The following is a 17,179-nucleotide window of genomic DNA, read 5'->3' on the forward strand; positions in this document are numbered from 1 at the left end:
ATAACATCAGATGAATTTGTTAATAAAAAAATTATTGATAAACACGGCCGATAATTTTGGCGGCAGTATTCCAAGCCTGCCTGGAATCACAAGCGACAATATCAGCCAGTAATCGCTCGTGTGAATCCTGGGTTTCTATAAAAATTTGCGTGTCAGGGTAAATACTGAGGAACCATTTTCGCAGGTGGATTGCCGTTGCTTTATACAAATCGAACAATATCTCACTTTTAGCAGCTTCCGCTATCGCGATATGGAATTGTATATCGGCCTCGATACAAGCTTCTATTAAATTGTCAATACCTGCTTGCTTCCGGGCAGCAAGATGCTTTTTGAGAACAACAATATCCATTTCCGAACGATTAATAGCAGCTTTCTCCGCTATTTTCATTTCTAATAGCTGCCGAACTTCATCCAATTCCTGAAAATTGGCACGATTAATCCGACGATCCAACGACTCACCAATACTCTCCGTTTGCTCAACAAATGTCCCTGCGCCCTGCTGAATACGTAACAAGCCCGACTGCACCAGTCGTTTAGTAGCTTCTCTGATAGTAGAACGCCCTACCCCAAAGTTTTTCATTAACTCCGGCTCAGTGGGCATTTTTTCACCAAGCTGGTAATAGCCGGAGGATATTTGTTCCTTCAGCTTATCCGCGATTACCTCCGCAAGTGATTGTTTTACTATTAAATTATTCATAATGATTATAACATCAGATGAATTCAAAAGTAGTATTTTTAATATTAAAAAAGAATTTATTTTAAATCATTTTCAGGTTCACACAATGTTTGAGGGTAATAATTCATATTTTTATTATAAATAGACATTCTGGTTAATAATAATTTCCTGGTTAATTTTTTGATAGTGGACAAACTTTTGAATGAGATAAGATCATGTGTGGTTTGTGCTAACTATTTGCCTAATCCGCCAAAGCCTGTAGTACGGGCCAGTCTCACGTCTAAAATTGTTATAATAGGTCAAGCACCGGGACAAAAAGTTCAGAATAGCGGGATCCCGTGGGATGATCAGAGTGGAAACGAATTGAGAAGGTGGCTTGGTGTTAATAAGGAACAGTTTTACAACGAGCGGTTATTTGCCTTGATCCCGATGGGTTTTTGTTACCCGGGCAAAGGCAAATCCGGAGATTTGCCACCACGTCCGGAATGTGCCCCGCTGTGGCATCTACAATTATTAAGCAATATGCCCGAAGTTAAATTAATCATACTTATTGGGCAGTACGCACAAAACTATTATCTAAAAGATTTAAAAAAGGCTACACTCACAGAAACGGTAAAAAATTTCAATGATTATTTACCAACCTACTTACCGCTTGTACACCCATCTCCGCGTAATAAAATATGGCAAAAAAGGAATCCCTGGTTTGAGTTAACAACGGTGCCTTTATTACAGCAAATAATAAATGAGATTATTGCAATGCCTTAAATTTAATGGGCATAAGTTCTACATACCCATGGCCTTAATTTTATAGTATGATTTGTAGGCGACAAGCCGTTTCAGCAAGTCGCTATTATCCTTTACTATTTTGGCCGCTTCTACCTCACCAGCGGGCATAATGATATACCCATAAGGTCCCTTCTTATCTCCCAAAACAGTATTATCCGGATTAGATACAAATGGGCCATTGTCTAAGTCACCACCAATATCGGTATTATTCATATAAGGAGCATAAAACATATAATGAGGCATGCTCATGGTCATTATCTTATTATTTGTCGGGTCGCCAGGATATCCACGCATAACAGGTTCCAGCATATAAGATATTCCGGGTCTTGATGGAGCCGTGTATATGCCTTTCCTGATTCGGCCTATCACTATATTTTTGATCTGCCTGGCTGTAAATTTTCCAGACGCGCGCATGGCTGCCACATCCTGATAAACAGGAAAAATTGCTTTGGCCCCGGCGGGATCGAAGCTAATGGGCATTGTATAGTCGTTCCTGAATTCTCCCCACTCCCATTCCATCCTTGAAATAAAACAAATAAACCCATTCGTTCCCTTTTTATTCATATAATAGCCTTTTGTCGGATCCAATAAATAAACAGTAGCCCCCTTACGCAGATGGGGAGGCAATGCGCTTAATGCATAGTCTCTCTCCAGGCTTACTGGTATTTTCTCAAGTTTCGAATCCGCCATTTTTTGACCAAAACCTTTGATGGGTAACAATAAACACTGGGAAGTCATCAATAAGACGACAAGGAGAAAGAATAATTTCCGATTTTTATTTGGGAGGTTGATTGAATTATTCATGATTATAGAATTACGATAACAGGCTGTTATACAGTAAAGTTATCATATTATAACCAAGAAAAAAAGACAATTTAAGGGATTGTTTGCGGCAGTTAGATAACAATATCAATGCGGTGTGGTACGCTGATCAACATTCAGCCTTGGGTGGATATTATAATCGCATCAATATAAACAAAAAACGTTCATCATTTTATGAGAGGCGTTTCGGGTAAATGATGGGGCTTAACACCTTCATATTTTACCGGTTTTAAGTACGAATTAAAGGCCTTTTTAGCTGGGTTTGGCATTGAAATAACTTTAAAAGTGTGTCCCGATTGTGTCCCGAAGTTATGCTTTATGATGGTTTTTAGATTCTATTTCATTTAACCTGAGCATCAGTTGCTGGTTCTCTTGCAATAACCTGTAGAGGGTTTTTTCCATGGAAGAAATTTTAGCGCTTTGCATCATTTGAATATCCTGAAGGCTGTTAATATCAACCAGCATGGATTTCTTTTCTGTGGCATTAACCGTTATTTTCCCTACACCATCAAAAAACCAACTATAATTCATGTTGTATTTTTTGTGCAAGTACCTTGGAACTTCATTTGGGATGTAATGCGTGCCGTTTTCATATTTACTTACCATAGCTATACTAATATTAAGTTCCTCGGCAAGGTCGGGCTGTGTTTTATCCAGACTTTTACGAAAAAACTTCAGGCGCTGGCCATGCTCATTATCATTTATCTTTCCCGGTACTCTGCTTGATTTCCATGGAGGGTTGCCTTGTGGTTTTGTTAATGCCATTTTATTCGTCATCATCTATTTTTAACTTTAGGCACTTCCATTGATCATCACCCATAATTTTTAACTTTATTCTATATTTACTACGAAGAAGTGCGCCGTAAGAATTTTCCGCATCTACATAAGAATTAACAACATAAGTGCTGTCTTTTATCCATTTAACATATCCACTATTGTAATCAGGAAATTGTGCAGATGCCGGAATTCTCAAATTTTGGTTTCGACTTATATTAATGTTTCGATTTTACTAAAAGGTAATACAGTTCGCACGCTCCATAATTCTTTGATAATATTCCGCGGGATCTCTTCTTCGTCATAAAATGTGTTGTGCGATACAATTTTTAGCATGTCGGGTGCTGCCCCCTGCTTGATATATTTTATAATTTGAGCCTGTTCGGTTTCTATAGCATAGATATAGCCCATAGGAAACCATTCGTTTAAATCCATGCGCTTAATTCCGATCCAGTCCCGGTCGTTAATTCGATCGGCCATGCTATCACCTTTGGCCCGGATAATAGCATCGCAACCGTTAACCTCTGGTATAGCCAAGTACCCCACCGGGAAATGATTATCCCGATTCTCAATTAAGCTTGTCATTATACCGGCTGAAAATTCCACATCGTAGATAGGTACCTGGTTAATTTTCACTTCTATCATTTTGTATTCAACATCCGGTTCATTCAAAATATTTTTCGATTTAAACATATTTCCTTCACCAGTTTCAAGCCACCCCTTATTAAGGTTTAACTTTAATTCCAATAGTTGAACTATACCATCAACAGCATTTCGCCCGCGTTCTATATCGGATATAGATCCTTGCTTTCGACCCAAAAGTTCTGCAAATTCAATTTGAGACATTTTCAAATGCTCTCTTAAAATTTTAATTCGTTGATTTTCAATAGGAAGTGATTTTAACATACTTTTTATAGTTTAACTATTGTTAATATAGTTTTACTATATTATATTTGTCGTAACAAGTTTGATATATCAAACATAATTAATCAGAATGGCAATCACAACTATAATTAAGTTAAAACCAGAGGTAATAGAGGCGGTTAAAAAAGGCCTTGATGTAAAGAATAGGCTTCAATTTGAATTGAAGATTAGCTATCTCACATTACAACGCTGGTTGAATACAAATGATGATAAGCTAACCCGTGCGCAGGTTTTACAGATCATCAGCGAAGAGCTTAGTATATCTAAAGAAGAACTTTTAACTGAGTAATGTAATGTCGATGCATATAGCCTACATATCAAGCTCTAACAATGCAGAGAAGCCAAAACGCTTAACCGCACAGCAAAAGCTACATATGAAAGCGATACAATATTGCCCGAAGCAACGGCTTTATGAGCAGAGAAAGGTTGATAAGATGTTCGCGCCGGAAATGGCAGAACTGGAAGCATTAGAGAAAAAGTATTTAAACAAATAATATAAATCCTTAACAATGATCATGCACACATTAAAACACATTTTAACAGGGATGGACGGTTTTCAGTTAGCCCTTACAGTTGCCGAACTGGTAGCTACGATTGTAATTGCTTCAATCGTCATCAAAAGAATGGTTTTGAATATAAGGTACTTTATTGGACTGGGCGCAAAACGCTTATTTAAAAAATAAGCTATGGAACGCAACCGCTTTAAATCTGAAATTTCAGCAGAACAAGCTGCTGAGAATAGGGCTAACCTGATGGATGCATTGGCATCATTTGGGGTACTGATCGGTTTTATAGCTTTTGTAATAAAGCTGCTTTGTTAAAATAAATACGCTAAGGGAAAGCAAAATTATCTCAAAACACCTAATTAATTATATATCAATGACCAATAATAAAGTATTGTACCCTGTTCATTTGAGCAGCGATGGATTTTTTAATTCTTCGTCCGGCTTACTCATCAGCTTACATGATCCGGAACCTCATATGTTCACTTTACCTGATATAGCAACCGGATTATCTAATATAGCACGATTTGGAGGGCAAACGTCAAACTTCCATTCTGTTGCATTGCATACTCTTTTGGTTTGGCATTTGGCACCTATACCTCTTAAGCCTGTTGCGCTTTTACACGATACCCCCGAAGCATATCTTGGAGATGTGATAAAGCCACTTAAAGTGATCCTTGCGCCTTTGTATGGCCCAATTGAAGAGAAATTCGGCAGGATCATCTTTAACAAATACGGAGTTGATTATAACCTGCTTGAACTAATTAAACCATATGACATGAATGCGCTTGCTATTGAACACTCGCATCATCATAAAAAGGCAAGCAAATTTTTAAAACTATTTCAGGAGATAAGGAATGAGCGTGGAGGTGCACCAATAAGAGAGATGCTGTTGACTTTACTTAAAGAAGAGTTTGGCCAATATGACTAATTATTTCGCCCCCAATATTAAGGCTCTACGCAAGCGGAAGGAATTGACCCAAGAAAAAGTTGCTGATGATCTTATGATTAAACGAGGCACATGGGGCTCATATGAGGAAGGCCGGGGTGAGCCGCATTATAATCGGCTAATAGCAATTGCCAGATATTTTGAGGTAACAACTGATGACCTGCTAACCCAAGAAATGCAATGAAAGGACTGATCCACCATTTAAAGGAAGATGTGCTTTGAAACAACAATAACAAAAGAATCAGGTGAGAGTAAAACCTGGTTTAAATTTAATTAAGATACAGCAGGGATAGGAGCATGATGACATGCGATAGCTTGAACTATCATCCGGGAGCAATGGCAAACCGGGAAGTGAAAAGTTAGCTAAAAGAAGGTGGTTCGATTCCGCTCTATTCTACAACCGGCCGATCTGGCTGGTAATTGTGATAAGGTTTAGGTTGACCCCGGTGGCACGCGATGTAAAGCCGGGTTTATTTAACAATTAAAACGCAAATGACAAACTTATTCGGAGAACAGGAACTAAGCAAAGTACTGCCGCTTAAAAACCGGTCGGGAAGTTTTAATATAAATCCATGTATCGCAGTATTTGGTGCGGGGCCGGATAATACCAGGTGCAAAGCTTGTAAGCATTTGGCATCAAAAGGTAACGGGGCAAAGAACTTTTTCAAATGCGATCTGCGAACCATCACCAACGGGCCTGCAACTGACCATAAAGCAAATTGGCCTACGTGCAGCAAGTTTGACAAGATTGCTACTGACGGTGGCTTGGAAGTGAATAACGATCACCTGAGCCAGATAAGACAACTGCTTTTAGATGGCAAGCGCCTTACTGTGCAAAGTGTATTAAAAATTGTAGGCACACAGGAATTAAGAACCTACATCCCTATCCTACGCAAACATCACAGTTTGGATATCGATACTGTTTGGGTGGTTAAAAATGAGAAACGGTTTAAAGAATATTTCATAAGACCCGTATAACGAAAAAGCTAATAAAATGAAATTTATTGTACAAAAGTCCGTGTTATTAGATGTCCTTACTATTACGGGTAAATGCATCAGTAAAAGCATGCTACCGATTATGGAATGCTACTTATTTAAAATTGACAATAATAAGCTGGTGATCATCGGCGGCAACCTGGAAGTTTACCTGGAGAAGCAGATCGATATTAAAAGCGAGATAAAAAAGGACATCGCGCTTCCATCTGCCCGTTTGTATGGTTTGATTAAGGATTTGACCGAACAACCTATCATGTTCACCATTGATACCAATACGATAAAGATTGAAGCATCATGCGGTAATTATACGATTCCTTTTTATGATGCTGTTGATTACCAATTGCAAACTAATAAGGAAGAGATCAAATTTGATATGCTTAGTGAGGATCTGTTAGCCGGAGTTGGTAAAACAACATTTGCTTGCATCGCTGATCATACTCGCCCAGCGATGACGAGAGTATCCGTATCGTTTTATAAAAACCAGGTAACCTACACCGGTACAAATGCCCATATTTTAGCGATTTATAGCTATGACGTGGATATTAAAAGCGAAAAAAGCTTTATAGTTCCTGTTAAAGTTCTTTCGATACTGCTTGGTTTGATCCCAAATACAAGGATTACTATAAAGCTGGATAATAAGAGTATTGTATTTGAGGTAAATCATTCTACGGTGCTTAAAAGCCGCCTGATTGATGAAAAATACCCGGATTATATTGCTGTGATCCAAAAGGATAATGATAAGGTGCTGAATGTGGGCCGCTATGAGTTATTGGGATCATTACAGCGAGTGGCGCAGTTTTGTGATGATAGCTTTAACACGGTTAAACTGAATATATCTGATAATAAGATAGCCATATCTGCCGAGAACTCAATTGGTGAATTTGCCAATGAAACCTTAAATATGCAATACACCGGTGAAGAGACATCCGCTAAGTTTAATGGCAAAATGCTGATCAGCTGTTTAAAGAACCTGACGGCTGAAATGATCAGTTTTTCCTTTAAATCTCCTCAACGTGCTTTTTTGGTCCGCAGTGATGAAGCTAGTGAGCAAGTTACTACCAATTTAATGTTGTTGATGCCTTTAGGTAAATAATTACATGGGCCCTTACAATACGATATGTGCGGATAATGAAAAGCTTTATGGCGAACTGGAAAGCCTAACATTGAAAATAAAGGCTTATAAGCAATCTGATTTAGAGACTGACGCAACAGAACTCAAAAATAAAAAAGAATGCGTTGGAGGCCTGATTAACATCAACCTGGACAACTTACAAGAGATATGGGACGCCAAGTCGCATATTTACCGCAATGCAACTTTAAAAAGGCATAGGAACAAGCCCAGTAAATTGGAGAGAAAGATTATTGACAGCTACTATCGCGATCCTGACCAAACACTGGACCGAATAGGAATAAAGTTTAACGTAAAAACGCCGACTGTGAGCAGCGTGATAACAAAACTGCTGAATAAGCAATTTATTGGCTATTAATAAACACAAATACATCTAATTAATTATACCAAATGCCGAGAAAGAGATATTTAAAACCTAGCTTTTTTAAGAATGAGGATCTGGCAGAATTGTCGCCACTGATCCGGTTATTCTTTCAAGGTTTATGGTGCTGGGCCGATCGGGAAGGGCGCCTGGAAGACCGCCCAAAGCGTTTAAAATCTGAGTTAATGCCTTACGATAATTTAAACATAGAGACTGCTTTAAATAAGTTAGTGAGCAAAAATTTTGTAGTTCGTTACAAAACACAAATAAATGGTGAACAGGTTGCAGCGATACAGATAATTAACTTCAAAAAGCATCAAGACGTACATGTTAATGAACAACAAAGTACCATACCGGCACCTGTTTTGCACAGTACAAGCACGGTGCAAGAACCGTGTGAAAACGGTGGTAGTACGCCTTTAAACTTAGAACTTAGAACTTCTACTTTAGACTTAGAAGATATTGATGTTAATACGCGTACCGCGAAAATTGAGGAAGCCGACCGGGACAAAACCGGAAATATAGCCTTCCCTGAACACACCCATCTTTCAGAAAAAGAAAAAAGTTCCGCGCAAAAAGAAAAGAAACCTGTTCCGAGCCTTGAAGAAGCGATAGTGCAGGTCAGTAAAGCGGCTAATTGGTGGAATGTGATCCGATTTCACCTATCCGCAGAACTGATTTCGAGAAACCCTGATACGAAGTGGGATAATATGCCGGAGGAGGATAAAAAGCCGCTATACGATCAGCGTGAAAAGCTTTTTGAGAAGTTTTATGCCACAAAAAAGGATAATTATTTGATCAGGATGCCACCATGGAAAGAAATAGCGCAAAACTTTTATTACTGGGTACCATCAGAATTAAATCGTGAAAAATTACAACAATTAAACAACCATGTCATCAGCAAAACCAAACATACCGGCTCCAACATTGCCAAGCCTAACGCTGCCAACGGTAGAATCGAAAGAAATAGCAGCGTTGAAAATCTCGCTCAAAAATCCGAAGACTTTTTACACAAATATTTCGACGAAGAGCATAACTGAAGCATTTGTAAGCAAAAGTTTAAACCTACGCAGCATGACCAGGGCGCTTGGTAATGACCTGGTGGGGCGTGCATTGGTCAACATCATGATATCAGACGTAACGCAGTTTGTGAACGTTGGCAAAACCATGAGTGATGCACAGGTTATTGAAACCGTAGGGTTGATTATGAAGCATTACAGCCACCTGAAGCCGGAAGATTTTAAATTATGCTTTGACGGGATTAAAACAGGCAAATATGGCCAACTGTACGATAGGTTTGATGGCCAAATCATCCTTCATTGCCTGAATGTGTATGATCAGGAACGTGATTTTGTAGCTGCCGAGATCAACTCAAACCAAAATGAAGCGTTTAAAATGTATAGCATGCAGCCATTATTGCCTGAGCGTATAGATGCTGATGATACGCGCTATGATGAATTGTTTAAAACCAATATAGCCATACTACGTGCCAGGTTAGCAAAACATAAAGAAGAGCGGGAAAAAGCCAAAGCCGCGCAAAAGAAGCCAATTGATAACCCAATTGCTACCATACACCAAAATTGGTTGCAACAGTTTAGCGATCTACACATGATACAGCAATTACCTGGTAAAGCACGCATGATAAGAAAATATGGATTGATGAAAAATCCATTTGCTAATAAACTGCCTAAAATGATTCCGCGCATACTGGATATAAATGCTTACCTGGAGCATAAGCAATGGCAGTATATACTTGCCCAGCTGTGTAAGAATGAACGAATGAATGAATACTTAACTAAATACCCAAAAAAATCATGTTGATACCAGAACTCTTAATCACAAAGGGTGTATGGTTTGGTTGCTAATGGCCCGCTTTTTCCATCAGGCCATTACGCGCATTTGGATTTATCGATAAATTTATTTTCGTTTTTGGATAGTTTGTATATAATATATTTTATATTTGATCAAAGTATATTTTTCCCTCCGTGTTATTTAGGTTTATAGTTAGTTGAGAGTCCCGCAGGTGCCAGCTTAGCGGGCTTTCTTTTTTTCGATTATTTTTCATTTTAAAGAATTTAATTTGCGTTTTTGGATAGTTTGCATATATAATTTTTATATTTGTTTTCATGTTTCTTTACCCGGAGTATATTATCGCAGATTATTTACGCAGCAAGACTGATTTGGTAGAGCTAAAAGAACTGCTATTGATGTGATTATTGCCAATTAGCTTGATTTGTTGGCTAATACCGTTTGTGGTGTTGGTAGGGTATTGAAAAGTATGAGCTGGATGACGGACAGGTGAAGATCCGCACGAATGCAACAACAATAGCATCTGCACTCATTGTATATATAAATGAATTGAATAAATAAACATATAATGCAAGTATCAGCGAAAATATTAAATAAGAGCCTTAATTGGAGCGCCTTGCTTAAGGTGAGGGTTGGCACGGTGGTTACTGGCCCGGATGGTAATACCTATATTAACACTTCGGGTGTTAATAGTGTGGTTACCATTACTACTAACTGGCAGTTTATTGCCGGTGTTGCGGGATTGCCACCTATTAATTTGACGGCTTCGGCAATATTGGGTGCTGATCCTAATTTTTATGTAAGTTTAAGTGCCTATTCGGTACCTGCTTTCCCTAAAAGTATTAGTGCCTATGTGGATAGTGCCGGAACTGGCGCTTACGTATTGGTGTCGCCATTGCAATATGATCCGGTGAATATGATATTGAGCGGGTTGGATAGTCCGACTGATTTTCCTAATCAGCAGATTATGATTGTAGTATCTTAAGAAGTAGCAAGGTAGTTAGTATCAAGTCAGAGCGATAAACACACCCCTACCCCTCTTTGTATAGGGGATTTTGATTTACTTAATTTAATTTTGATGGATATAGGTTTAGTTAATTCCTTGTATGAGGCCGGGGCTTTGTCGGCGATGTACCGGGCGGGGCTTGTTGGCATGAAGGTGTTTACTTATAGGGAAATTTATTTGTGGGTGCATGAACAAGTTGATACCAGGGGGATTACATTGAGTGAGGCTGTGATTGAGGCTAAAGAGAAATTTGATAAAAACGATCGCACCATATGGCGGGCTCTGAGTTCCTTTACTGTCAAATCCTTGACAGTATATGCATAATTTTTTGCGTTTTTAGATAGTTTGTATAATTAATATTTTAAGTTTGTTTACATGTATTATCCTTTATCGGGAGGCGTTTATGGAGTCAGGAATCAAGATAAAAAATAGCCCCTTAATTGAGGTAAAAACATAAATTATGAAGTATAAAGTATTGCCTACTGCCTTATTGTTAAAGAACAACGTTAAGGCTAAATCAGGAACTATTGTTACTGCTGACCAGTTAACGGATACCCCGGCGAATCTGATTGAAAATGGATTTATTGCTGAAGTACAAGAAACTACTGCTGATGATAACCAGAGTACTGAGCAGCAAGCTGCTGATGCACAAAAGGCGGTTGATGTAGCGACTGAAGAATTGAATACTGCACAGCGTACTTTAGAGGCTTTTAAAACGGCTAATCCTACGGCTACCGAGGTTGAATTACAGCCATTGGTTGAGGTGGTTGCAGCTGCTACCACTACTTTGACTGAAGCACAAACAGCTTTGGCAGCAATTTTACCGGCTAAAAAAGTTCCGGCTAAAAAATAATATCGGTAAGGGCACTTTTACAGGAAGCGCTATCTACGGCTTAATACCAAATAGCTAGTATTTAGTGAGCTACACTGAGTGTAGAACATACTCTTACCCCCCTCTCTGGAGCGGGGATTGGGATTGAAAATTAAAGATGGCGGCAGTAATAACAGAAATAATACCAGCATCAGGGTTTGAACAGGTGAGAGATGCGATTGGAGCGCTACTTGCAATAGAGCTTACCAATCAGCAAACTTTGCAACAGTTTACAGATCCGGTAAATGTTTACCAGGAGCGGTTAACGCCCTTTGATCCTACAACGGAAGTGGTAATTGTGAATGTGAATTTTGGGCGCGCTGAATATAGCCAATGGACGCAACAGGATAGACTGGGTAAAACGAATTTTTACATCCATGTATATTCAACAGCAGTATCGACCGAGGATATTCCAACGGGTAGTTTAGACTCAGGTAAACGGTTACATCACTTTTTGGCGATGTGTGCCTATATACTGAGCAGCCCTAAAACGAAAGATTTGGGTTTTGCGCCTGGTATAATTGGAGGCAGTTATGTTGAGAAGATAAATACGAATCACTTTGCGGGAAAACCAATTGTAAATTACGAGCGGCATGGTGTACTCACTTTTACGGTAAGAATACAGGAGAGCCAGCAATTGTTCCCGACCAGCAGTTTGTTTGGCATTGACACCAACGTTACGTTGGATGAAACGGATAAAGGGTATGTATATACGTTGAATACACCTCAATAGTTTAGAGGAGCGAAGAGCGGAAATAATTTAATAAAGATACCAGATTTCCATATGTCTACGGGTTAGACTGAGTGAAATTAATACGCAAGAAAGCGGGGTGGTACCCAGGGGTATTATTACTCCAATTAGGCTTAGTATGGCGATCGAGCCGGGAGCGATGGCCGAAGGCTAGTTCCCTTCGCGCCAGCCTCGCGGAGAAAAGTATAATTAAGATTCAAGAATCAAGATTCGAGGAATGAAGGAGGGAGAAGGAAGAAGGAAATTCAAAATTCAAAATTCAAGAATCTTGATTCTCGAATCAGGACTAGGTGTAGAACACACACCCAACCCTTCTCTAGAGAGGGGATTTAAAAAAAAATAAAAAATTAACATAAAAATATGAGTAGTATATCGACAGCCATTGGATTACAAAGGATGAGCCGCGTAAGCGGTTACCAGTTGAATAAAGGCTCTTTCAGCAATGAAACGCCTAATCTGCCGCAAATAGTGGCAATGTTTGGGGAGGCAAATGTTGCCAACCAGGGTAGTATTACTACGCAGGCATTGCAAATCACTTCGGCAGCGCAAGCGGGTCAAGTTTATGGCTATGGTAGCCCTATCCACCAGATGTCGCGGATACTATTCCCGATTAGCGGGAGCGGGATTGACGGTATACCTGTTTTTGTAATGCCGCAGCTAAGTGCCGAAGGTGCTTCGCAAACGGTAATTGAATGGACGATAACCGGTACAGCAACGGCTAATGCTACGCATACCTTTGTTATCAATGGCCGTTATAACCTGGATTACCAGACTTACAGTTTCGCGGTTGCCATTGGTGATACGCCGACGGCGATAGCTACGAAAGCAGCTAACGCTATAAATGCAGTATTGGGCGCGCCTGTCGCGGTTACTACCGCTGCCGGTGTTCTAACCTTTACCACTGTTTGGGCAGGTGCTACATCCGCCAATATTAATATTTCGGTTGACAATGGTGGTAGTGCTGCCGGTGTTACTTACGCCCAGACACTGAATACCGCAGGTGCGGGAGCAGTGGATCTGACTGCCACTTTAGCACAATTTGAAAGCACCTGGTATACGACTGTTTTAAACCCGTACGGTGATAACGGAACTTTAGCCGAGTTGGAAGAATTTAACGGTGTGCCAGATAATTTAAACCCTACCGGACAATATTCGGGTGATGTGTTTACGCCTTTTATGGCATTTTTTGGCAGTACAGTATCAGATGTTGCCAACTTCACTGCTATTACGAATGCTTCGGCAAGGATTAGCCAGGTAACGAATGTGTTATGCCCTGCACCAGGATCGGCAGGTATGAACTGGGAAGCAGCGGCCAATGTGGTTACTTTGTTTTGCCCTATAATGCAGAATACACCGCAGCTTGATGTTAACGCGCAGAGTTACCCGGATATGCCGGTGCCATCTACCAATACTATCGGTGATATGGCATCGTATAACAACCGCGATTTATTGGTACAGGCTGGCTGTTCTACAGTAACACTGGTTAACGGTGCTTACCAAATACAAGACCTGGTTACCACTTATCACCCGGCAGGCGAAGTTCCGTTGCAATTTAACTATTGCCGTAACCTAAACCTGGACTGGAATATTAAAGATGGCTACAGCATTTTACAGGCAATTTATGTGAACGATAAAGTGATTGTGGCTGATAACCAGGTTACAACCGCTGCGAATGCGATTAAGCCATCACAGTGGAAAGCTGTAGTTTATGATTACTTCGATAACCAAGCGCAGGCAGCATTGATCAATGACCCTGCATTTAGCAAGTCCTCATTAAATGTACAGGTGTCAAGTACCAATCCAAACAGGTTTGAAACCGCATTTAGCTATAAGCGTACAGGTATTGCAAGGATTGAGAGCACTACTGCAACAGCTGGGTTTTAATAAGAGCCAAGAATTAAGTATCAAGAATTTAAGATAAAAACGACATTAAAATTTAAAAACATGGGTTATATAGGCGGTGATTTTACAGAGGTGACTTGCATGCACCCACTTGGCAGCTTTCGTTATGCGCCAAAATCAAATGAGGCTTTTACGCCTGATAAAGGTGGTTTGCGTTCCAATGATGAAGCTAATAGCGTGACTGGCGGCGGGGTGAGTATTGTTATAATAAACAATAAGCGCTGGAGCATTGAAGGATCAATAGCGGTAGATTTTGTATCGGATAACGAGATGGGGTCTTTGAACGCTATGGCGGGAGATCCACACGATGGTGTATGGACGTTTAGCCATGTCTCAGGCGCCATATGGAAAGGAACCGGCAGACCGGTTGGTGAAATTACCCCAGACACCAATACAGCTTCAGTAAAACTGAAAGTATCCGGCGGTGGGGTACTGGAACTAATATCTTAATTAAAAAATCTAATAATTTATGAAAATAACAAGTGAAGTTAAGGTAGCCGAAGAGGTAGCCATTGAAGAGTTAAAAGTATTTGCTGAGTATCACCTGGAGAAGACCATTAACGATGAAAAACTTAACGAGGATTATCCGGATGTTTTAGAAGCGATAAAATTAGGCTTGTTAACTTTTAATGATGAACAGGTACCTACCTATACTTTAAAAAAATCTATTATGACCGATAACGGAAGTTTGGCCTTAGATAAAATTACGTTTGTGACCAGGATCCGCTCGAGTGAGAAAGAAAAACTTGCAAAGGGTATTGATTTAAAGAATGACAGCTTTAAATTGATTAATAAGCTTAAAGCCCATTTAACAGGGCAGCCCGTTGCTATGCTTGATAAGTTTCCGAGCAAATTTGATGAACGTGTCATCGATCAACTGAGTTCGGTTTTTATGTAGACTGGTTACAGGATTATGACGGCGTAATTAAAACACTTTGCCGATCATACCCGTGGGCCAGTCCGACCTATGTAGATCTCATGTATTGCGACAGCAAAGATCATTTTGGCCTGATATACTGGTACAATGATGTTTTGGAGCAACATGAAGAACAAAAAAACAATTATACCTAAAAAATAAATGGCTGCCACTTTAACTATTCCTCCCATATTTACCGCGTTCGACAAGTTTTCGGGCGTGCTAGATAAAATGGGTGACAGCCTGGATAAGTTTCAGAGTAAAATTCTGCCCATAGTTACCGCGTTCGACAATTTTTCGGGCGTGCTAGATAAAATGGGTAACAGCCTGGATAAGGTTCAGAGTAAAACTCAGAAATATTATGCTGACCTAAGCAAATCGGCAGGGAATGTAGGTCCGAATACGAAGCATATCGGGGCATCGGCATTAAGTGCCGGTAATACGATTGCAGAACCATTGATTCACGCTGCTAAAGCGGCAGGGAATGTACGTCCGAATGCGAAGCAGACCGGGGCATCGGCATTAAGTGCCGGTAATACGATTGCAGAACCATTGATTTATGCTGCAAAAGCGGCTGAAGACTTTGGGCTTCAGATGACTAAGGTTAGTACTATTACGGCTGCATTGAAGACTATTGGGGGGCCTGTATCGGAAGCTTATACTGAGATTACCGATTCTATTAACGCCTTGCTTAAACCAAGCAAGGATATGCAAAAGGTATTTCAACAGTTGAGTAGTAAGGATGGGAACGACCTGATCAAGAAACTTGTCGGGATGGTGCCAGCATTTGAAGGTGTAAGTAAAGCCACTACTAAATTAGGTTTAAGCGGCGCCAAGGCTTGGGGAGGAAAACAAGGATCTTCGGGCGCATCGGCTTTGACTGGCACAGCTAATAAAAAGTTCAAGCACTCACCTGTGCTGCAAGCTAATAATGGTGGTGGGCAAGCCATGTTGGGTACATCTAATTCGCAATTTAAATTATCGGGTAATAATGTCCAGGCTTTTGCTACAACGGTCGGTAATATATTGCCGCCGGTATTGTCAAAACTGAGTGGGGATTTAACGTCAATAGTTAATAAAATGCTCGATTGGACGAACGCAAATCCTCAACTAAGCTCATTTATTTCGAAAACAGCAACGTATGTTGGTAATTTTTCGAATATAATATCTACATTAACAGGTGTTGTGGACACTGTTAAAGATGCCATTCAGTTATGGGATGAAGCAATGGGGGCGTTGAATCTTATTATGGATGCGAACCCCGTTGGACTGATTATCATTGGTATAGTAGCCTTAATTGGTTTAGTATACGAAGTTACCAAACACTGGCATCAGTGGGGTGCAGCAGTGAGTGTACTTATGGGTCCATTGGGGCTGGTGATTTCGCTGGTTATGACTTTTATAAAATATTGGGACAAGATCAAGAATGCTTTTGCATCAGATGGAATTGTGGCCGGTATAAAAATGATTGGTGTTGCCATTGCCGACTCCGTACTTTATCCGCTGGAGCAGATGTTGCGCATCTTATCAAAAATACCAGGTTTAGGATTTTTAAACGGCGCAGCAAATGGCATATTAAAATTCAGGCAAAATATTGGCGCTGATGTTTCGGACGATCCGGCGACAAAAAAGCCTGCTCTGCCCCCCCCCCCACAGGTAAACCCAAAAGCAAATAGCGGAACTCACACAACCCAAGCGGGAACATTGGAGGTTATCATTAAAGACCCGGGAGGCCATGTTAAGGATATTAAGCAGAAAAATCTTAAACATAATAACGCTAAAGTAACGCATACTACCGGGCAACATTAATGCTTAAGAATAATATAAAAAACGATATAAAGAACGCTTTGGAGCGTGCAGATTTTGCCACTAATGGCAGCAATATAGAAATGGTTTACCAGATATACATGGGCAGTACGGAGAAGAAAAGCATTGGTGTGCTGATTGTGGAACTGGGTGGCGTATTGAAGAAATAACCCCCTCTAAATCGCCCCCGGTTGGGGA

The 17,179-nt window shown here is 40.1% G+C and carries 25 protein-coding genes; 21 read left to right on the plus strand and 4 right to left on the minus strand.

The window, feature by feature from the left end:
* Positions 1-31 precede the first annotated feature (31 nt).
* Entirely contained in the window at positions 32-697 is a 666-nt protein-coding gene (locus GSQ74_RS22925; RefSeq protein WP_158993401.1) for a FadR/GntR family transcriptional regulator, read from the minus strand.
* 165 nt (positions 698-862) lie between these two features.
* On the opposite strand from GSQ74_RS22925, the gene GSQ74_RS11615 reads away from it, so the two are divergent.
* Entirely contained in the window at positions 863-1,441 is a 579-nt protein-coding gene (locus GSQ74_RS11615) for a uracil-DNA glycosylase family protein (protein ID WP_158993403.1), read from the plus strand.
* A gap of 18 nt (positions 1,442-1,459) precedes the next feature.
* On the opposite strand, the gene GSQ74_RS11620 is transcribed toward GSQ74_RS11615, so the two are convergent.
* From GSQ74_RS11620 to GSQ74_RS11630, 3 genes are all read right to left on the minus strand, one after another.
* Positions 1,460-2,152, minus strand: a complete 693-nt coding sequence (locus GSQ74_RS11620) for a hypothetical protein (protein WP_158993405.1) — start codon at positions 2,150-2,152, stop codon at positions 1,460-1,462.
* Between the two features lie 441 nt (positions 2,153-2,593).
* Entirely contained in the window at positions 2,594-3,064 is a 471-nt protein-coding gene (locus GSQ74_RS11625; protein WP_158993407.1) for a helix-turn-helix domain-containing protein, read from the minus strand.
* 207 nt (positions 3,065-3,271) lie between these two features.
* Positions 3,272-3,964 carry an XRE family transcriptional regulator gene (locus GSQ74_RS11630; RefSeq protein ID WP_158993409.1) on the minus strand — a complete coding sequence of 231 codons (693 nt, stop codon included), beginning with the start codon at positions 3,962-3,964 and terminating at the stop codon, positions 3,272-3,274.
* 88 nt (positions 3,965-4,052) lie between these two features.
* Here GSQ74_RS11630 and GSQ74_RS11635 point away from each other — a divergent pair, with 88 nt between their 5' ends.
* The 20 genes from GSQ74_RS11635 to GSQ74_RS11725 all read left to right on the plus strand — a co-directional run bounded on the left by GSQ74_RS11635 (position 4,053) and on the right by GSQ74_RS11725 (position 17,151).
* Positions 4,053-4,271 (plus strand): hypothetical protein, encoded by a 219-nt coding sequence (locus GSQ74_RS11635; RefSeq protein WP_158993411.1) that lies wholly within the window; start codon positions 4,053-4,055, stop codon positions 4,269-4,271.
* Positions 4,272-4,275: 4 nt separating this feature from the next.
* Positions 4,276-4,476, plus strand: a complete 201-nt coding sequence (locus tag GSQ74_RS11640) for a hypothetical protein (RefSeq protein ID WP_158993413.1) — start codon at positions 4,276-4,278, stop codon at positions 4,474-4,476.
* A gap of 21 nt (positions 4,477-4,497) precedes the next feature.
* On the plus strand, positions 4,498-4,665 hold the full coding sequence (locus GSQ74_RS11645) for a hypothetical protein (protein WP_158993415.1): 168 nt from the start codon (positions 4,498-4,500) through the stop codon (positions 4,663-4,665).
* A gap of 3 nt (positions 4,666-4,668) precedes the next feature.
* On the plus strand, positions 4,669-4,803 hold the full coding sequence (locus GSQ74_RS22875; protein ID WP_256366294.1) for a hypothetical protein: 135 nt from the start codon (positions 4,669-4,671) through the stop codon (positions 4,801-4,803).
* Positions 4,804-4,861: 58 nt separating this feature from the next.
* Positions 4,862-5,416 carry a hypothetical protein gene (locus tag GSQ74_RS11650; protein ID WP_158993417.1) on the plus strand — a complete coding sequence of 185 codons (555 nt, stop codon included), beginning with the start codon at positions 4,862-4,864 and terminating at the stop codon, positions 5,414-5,416.
* Positions 5,409-5,618 carry a helix-turn-helix transcriptional regulator gene (locus GSQ74_RS22980; RefSeq protein WP_158993419.1) on the plus strand — a complete coding sequence of 70 codons (210 nt, stop codon included), beginning with the start codon at positions 5,409-5,411 and terminating at the stop codon, positions 5,616-5,618. The genes GSQ74_RS11650 and GSQ74_RS22980 overlap by 8 nt, the downstream gene beginning before the upstream one ends.
* A gap of 308 nt (positions 5,619-5,926) precedes the next feature.
* A complete protein-coding gene (locus tag GSQ74_RS11660; RefSeq protein WP_158993421.1) occupies positions 5,927-6,412 on the plus strand; it encodes a hypothetical protein in 486 nt (161 codons plus the stop codon).
* A 16-nt stretch (positions 6,413-6,428) separates the two neighbouring features.
* Positions 6,429-7,523, plus strand: a complete 1,095-nt coding sequence (dnaN, locus tag GSQ74_RS11665) for a DNA polymerase III subunit beta (RefSeq protein WP_158993422.1) — start codon at positions 6,429-6,431, stop codon at positions 7,521-7,523.
* 4 nt (positions 7,524-7,527) lie between these two features.
* Positions 7,528-7,917, plus strand: coding sequence for a hypothetical protein (locus tag GSQ74_RS11670; RefSeq protein WP_158993424.1), 390 nt, complete (start codon positions 7,528-7,530; stop codon positions 7,915-7,917).
* A 32-nt stretch (positions 7,918-7,949) separates the two neighbouring features.
* Entirely contained in the window at positions 7,950-8,960 is a 1,011-nt protein-coding gene (locus GSQ74_RS11675; protein WP_158993426.1) for a hypothetical protein, read from the plus strand.
* A 34-nt stretch (positions 8,961-8,994) separates the two neighbouring features.
* On the plus strand, positions 8,995-9,741 hold the full coding sequence (locus tag GSQ74_RS11680) for a hypothetical protein (RefSeq protein WP_158993428.1): 747 nt from the start codon (positions 8,995-8,997) through the stop codon (positions 9,739-9,741).
* Positions 9,742-10,297: 556 nt separating this feature from the next.
* Positions 10,298-10,714 (plus strand): hypothetical protein, encoded by a 417-nt coding sequence (locus tag GSQ74_RS11685; protein ID WP_158993430.1) that lies wholly within the window; start codon positions 10,298-10,300, stop codon positions 10,712-10,714.
* 93 nt (positions 10,715-10,807) lie between these two features.
* Complete coding sequence (locus GSQ74_RS11690; RefSeq protein WP_158993432.1) at positions 10,808-11,059, plus strand: hypothetical protein; 252 nt, start codon at positions 10,808-10,810, stop codon at positions 11,057-11,059.
* 136 nt (positions 11,060-11,195) lie between these two features.
* Positions 11,196-11,588 carry a hypothetical protein gene (locus GSQ74_RS11695; RefSeq protein WP_158993434.1) on the plus strand — a complete coding sequence of 131 codons (393 nt, stop codon included), beginning with the start codon at positions 11,196-11,198 and terminating at the stop codon, positions 11,586-11,588.
* Between the two features lie 136 nt (positions 11,589-11,724).
* Entirely contained in the window at positions 11,725-12,339 is a 615-nt protein-coding gene (locus tag GSQ74_RS11700; RefSeq protein WP_158993436.1) for a hypothetical protein, read from the plus strand.
* 378 nt (positions 12,340-12,717) lie between these two features.
* Positions 12,718-14,241: a hypothetical protein gene (locus GSQ74_RS11705; protein ID WP_158993438.1), complete on the plus strand. Its 1,524-nt coding sequence runs from the start codon at positions 12,718-12,720 to the stop codon at positions 14,239-14,241.
* Between the two features lie 60 nt (positions 14,242-14,301).
* Positions 14,302-14,709: a hypothetical protein gene (locus tag GSQ74_RS11710; protein ID WP_158993440.1), complete on the plus strand. Its 408-nt coding sequence runs from the start codon at positions 14,302-14,304 to the stop codon at positions 14,707-14,709.
* A gap of 19 nt (positions 14,710-14,728) precedes the next feature.
* Complete coding sequence (locus GSQ74_RS11715) at positions 14,729-15,157, plus strand: hypothetical protein (protein ID WP_158993442.1); 429 nt, start codon at positions 14,729-14,731, stop codon at positions 15,155-15,157.
* Positions 15,158-15,337: 180 nt separating this feature from the next.
* On the plus strand, positions 15,338-16,984 hold the full coding sequence (locus tag GSQ74_RS11720) for a phage tail tape measure protein (protein WP_158993444.1): 1,647 nt from the start codon (positions 15,338-15,340) through the stop codon (positions 16,982-16,984).
* Positions 16,984-17,151: a hypothetical protein gene (locus GSQ74_RS11725; protein WP_158993446.1), complete on the plus strand. Its 168-nt coding sequence runs from the start codon at positions 16,984-16,986 to the stop codon at positions 17,149-17,151. The genes GSQ74_RS11720 and GSQ74_RS11725 overlap by 1 nt, the downstream gene beginning before the upstream one ends.
* Positions 17,152-17,179: the final 28 nt, after the last annotated feature.

This window comes from Mucilaginibacter sp. L196 (genome assembly GCF_009765905.1).
Taxonomy (GTDB): domain Bacteria; phylum Bacteroidota; class Bacteroidia; order Sphingobacteriales; family Sphingobacteriaceae; genus Mucilaginibacter.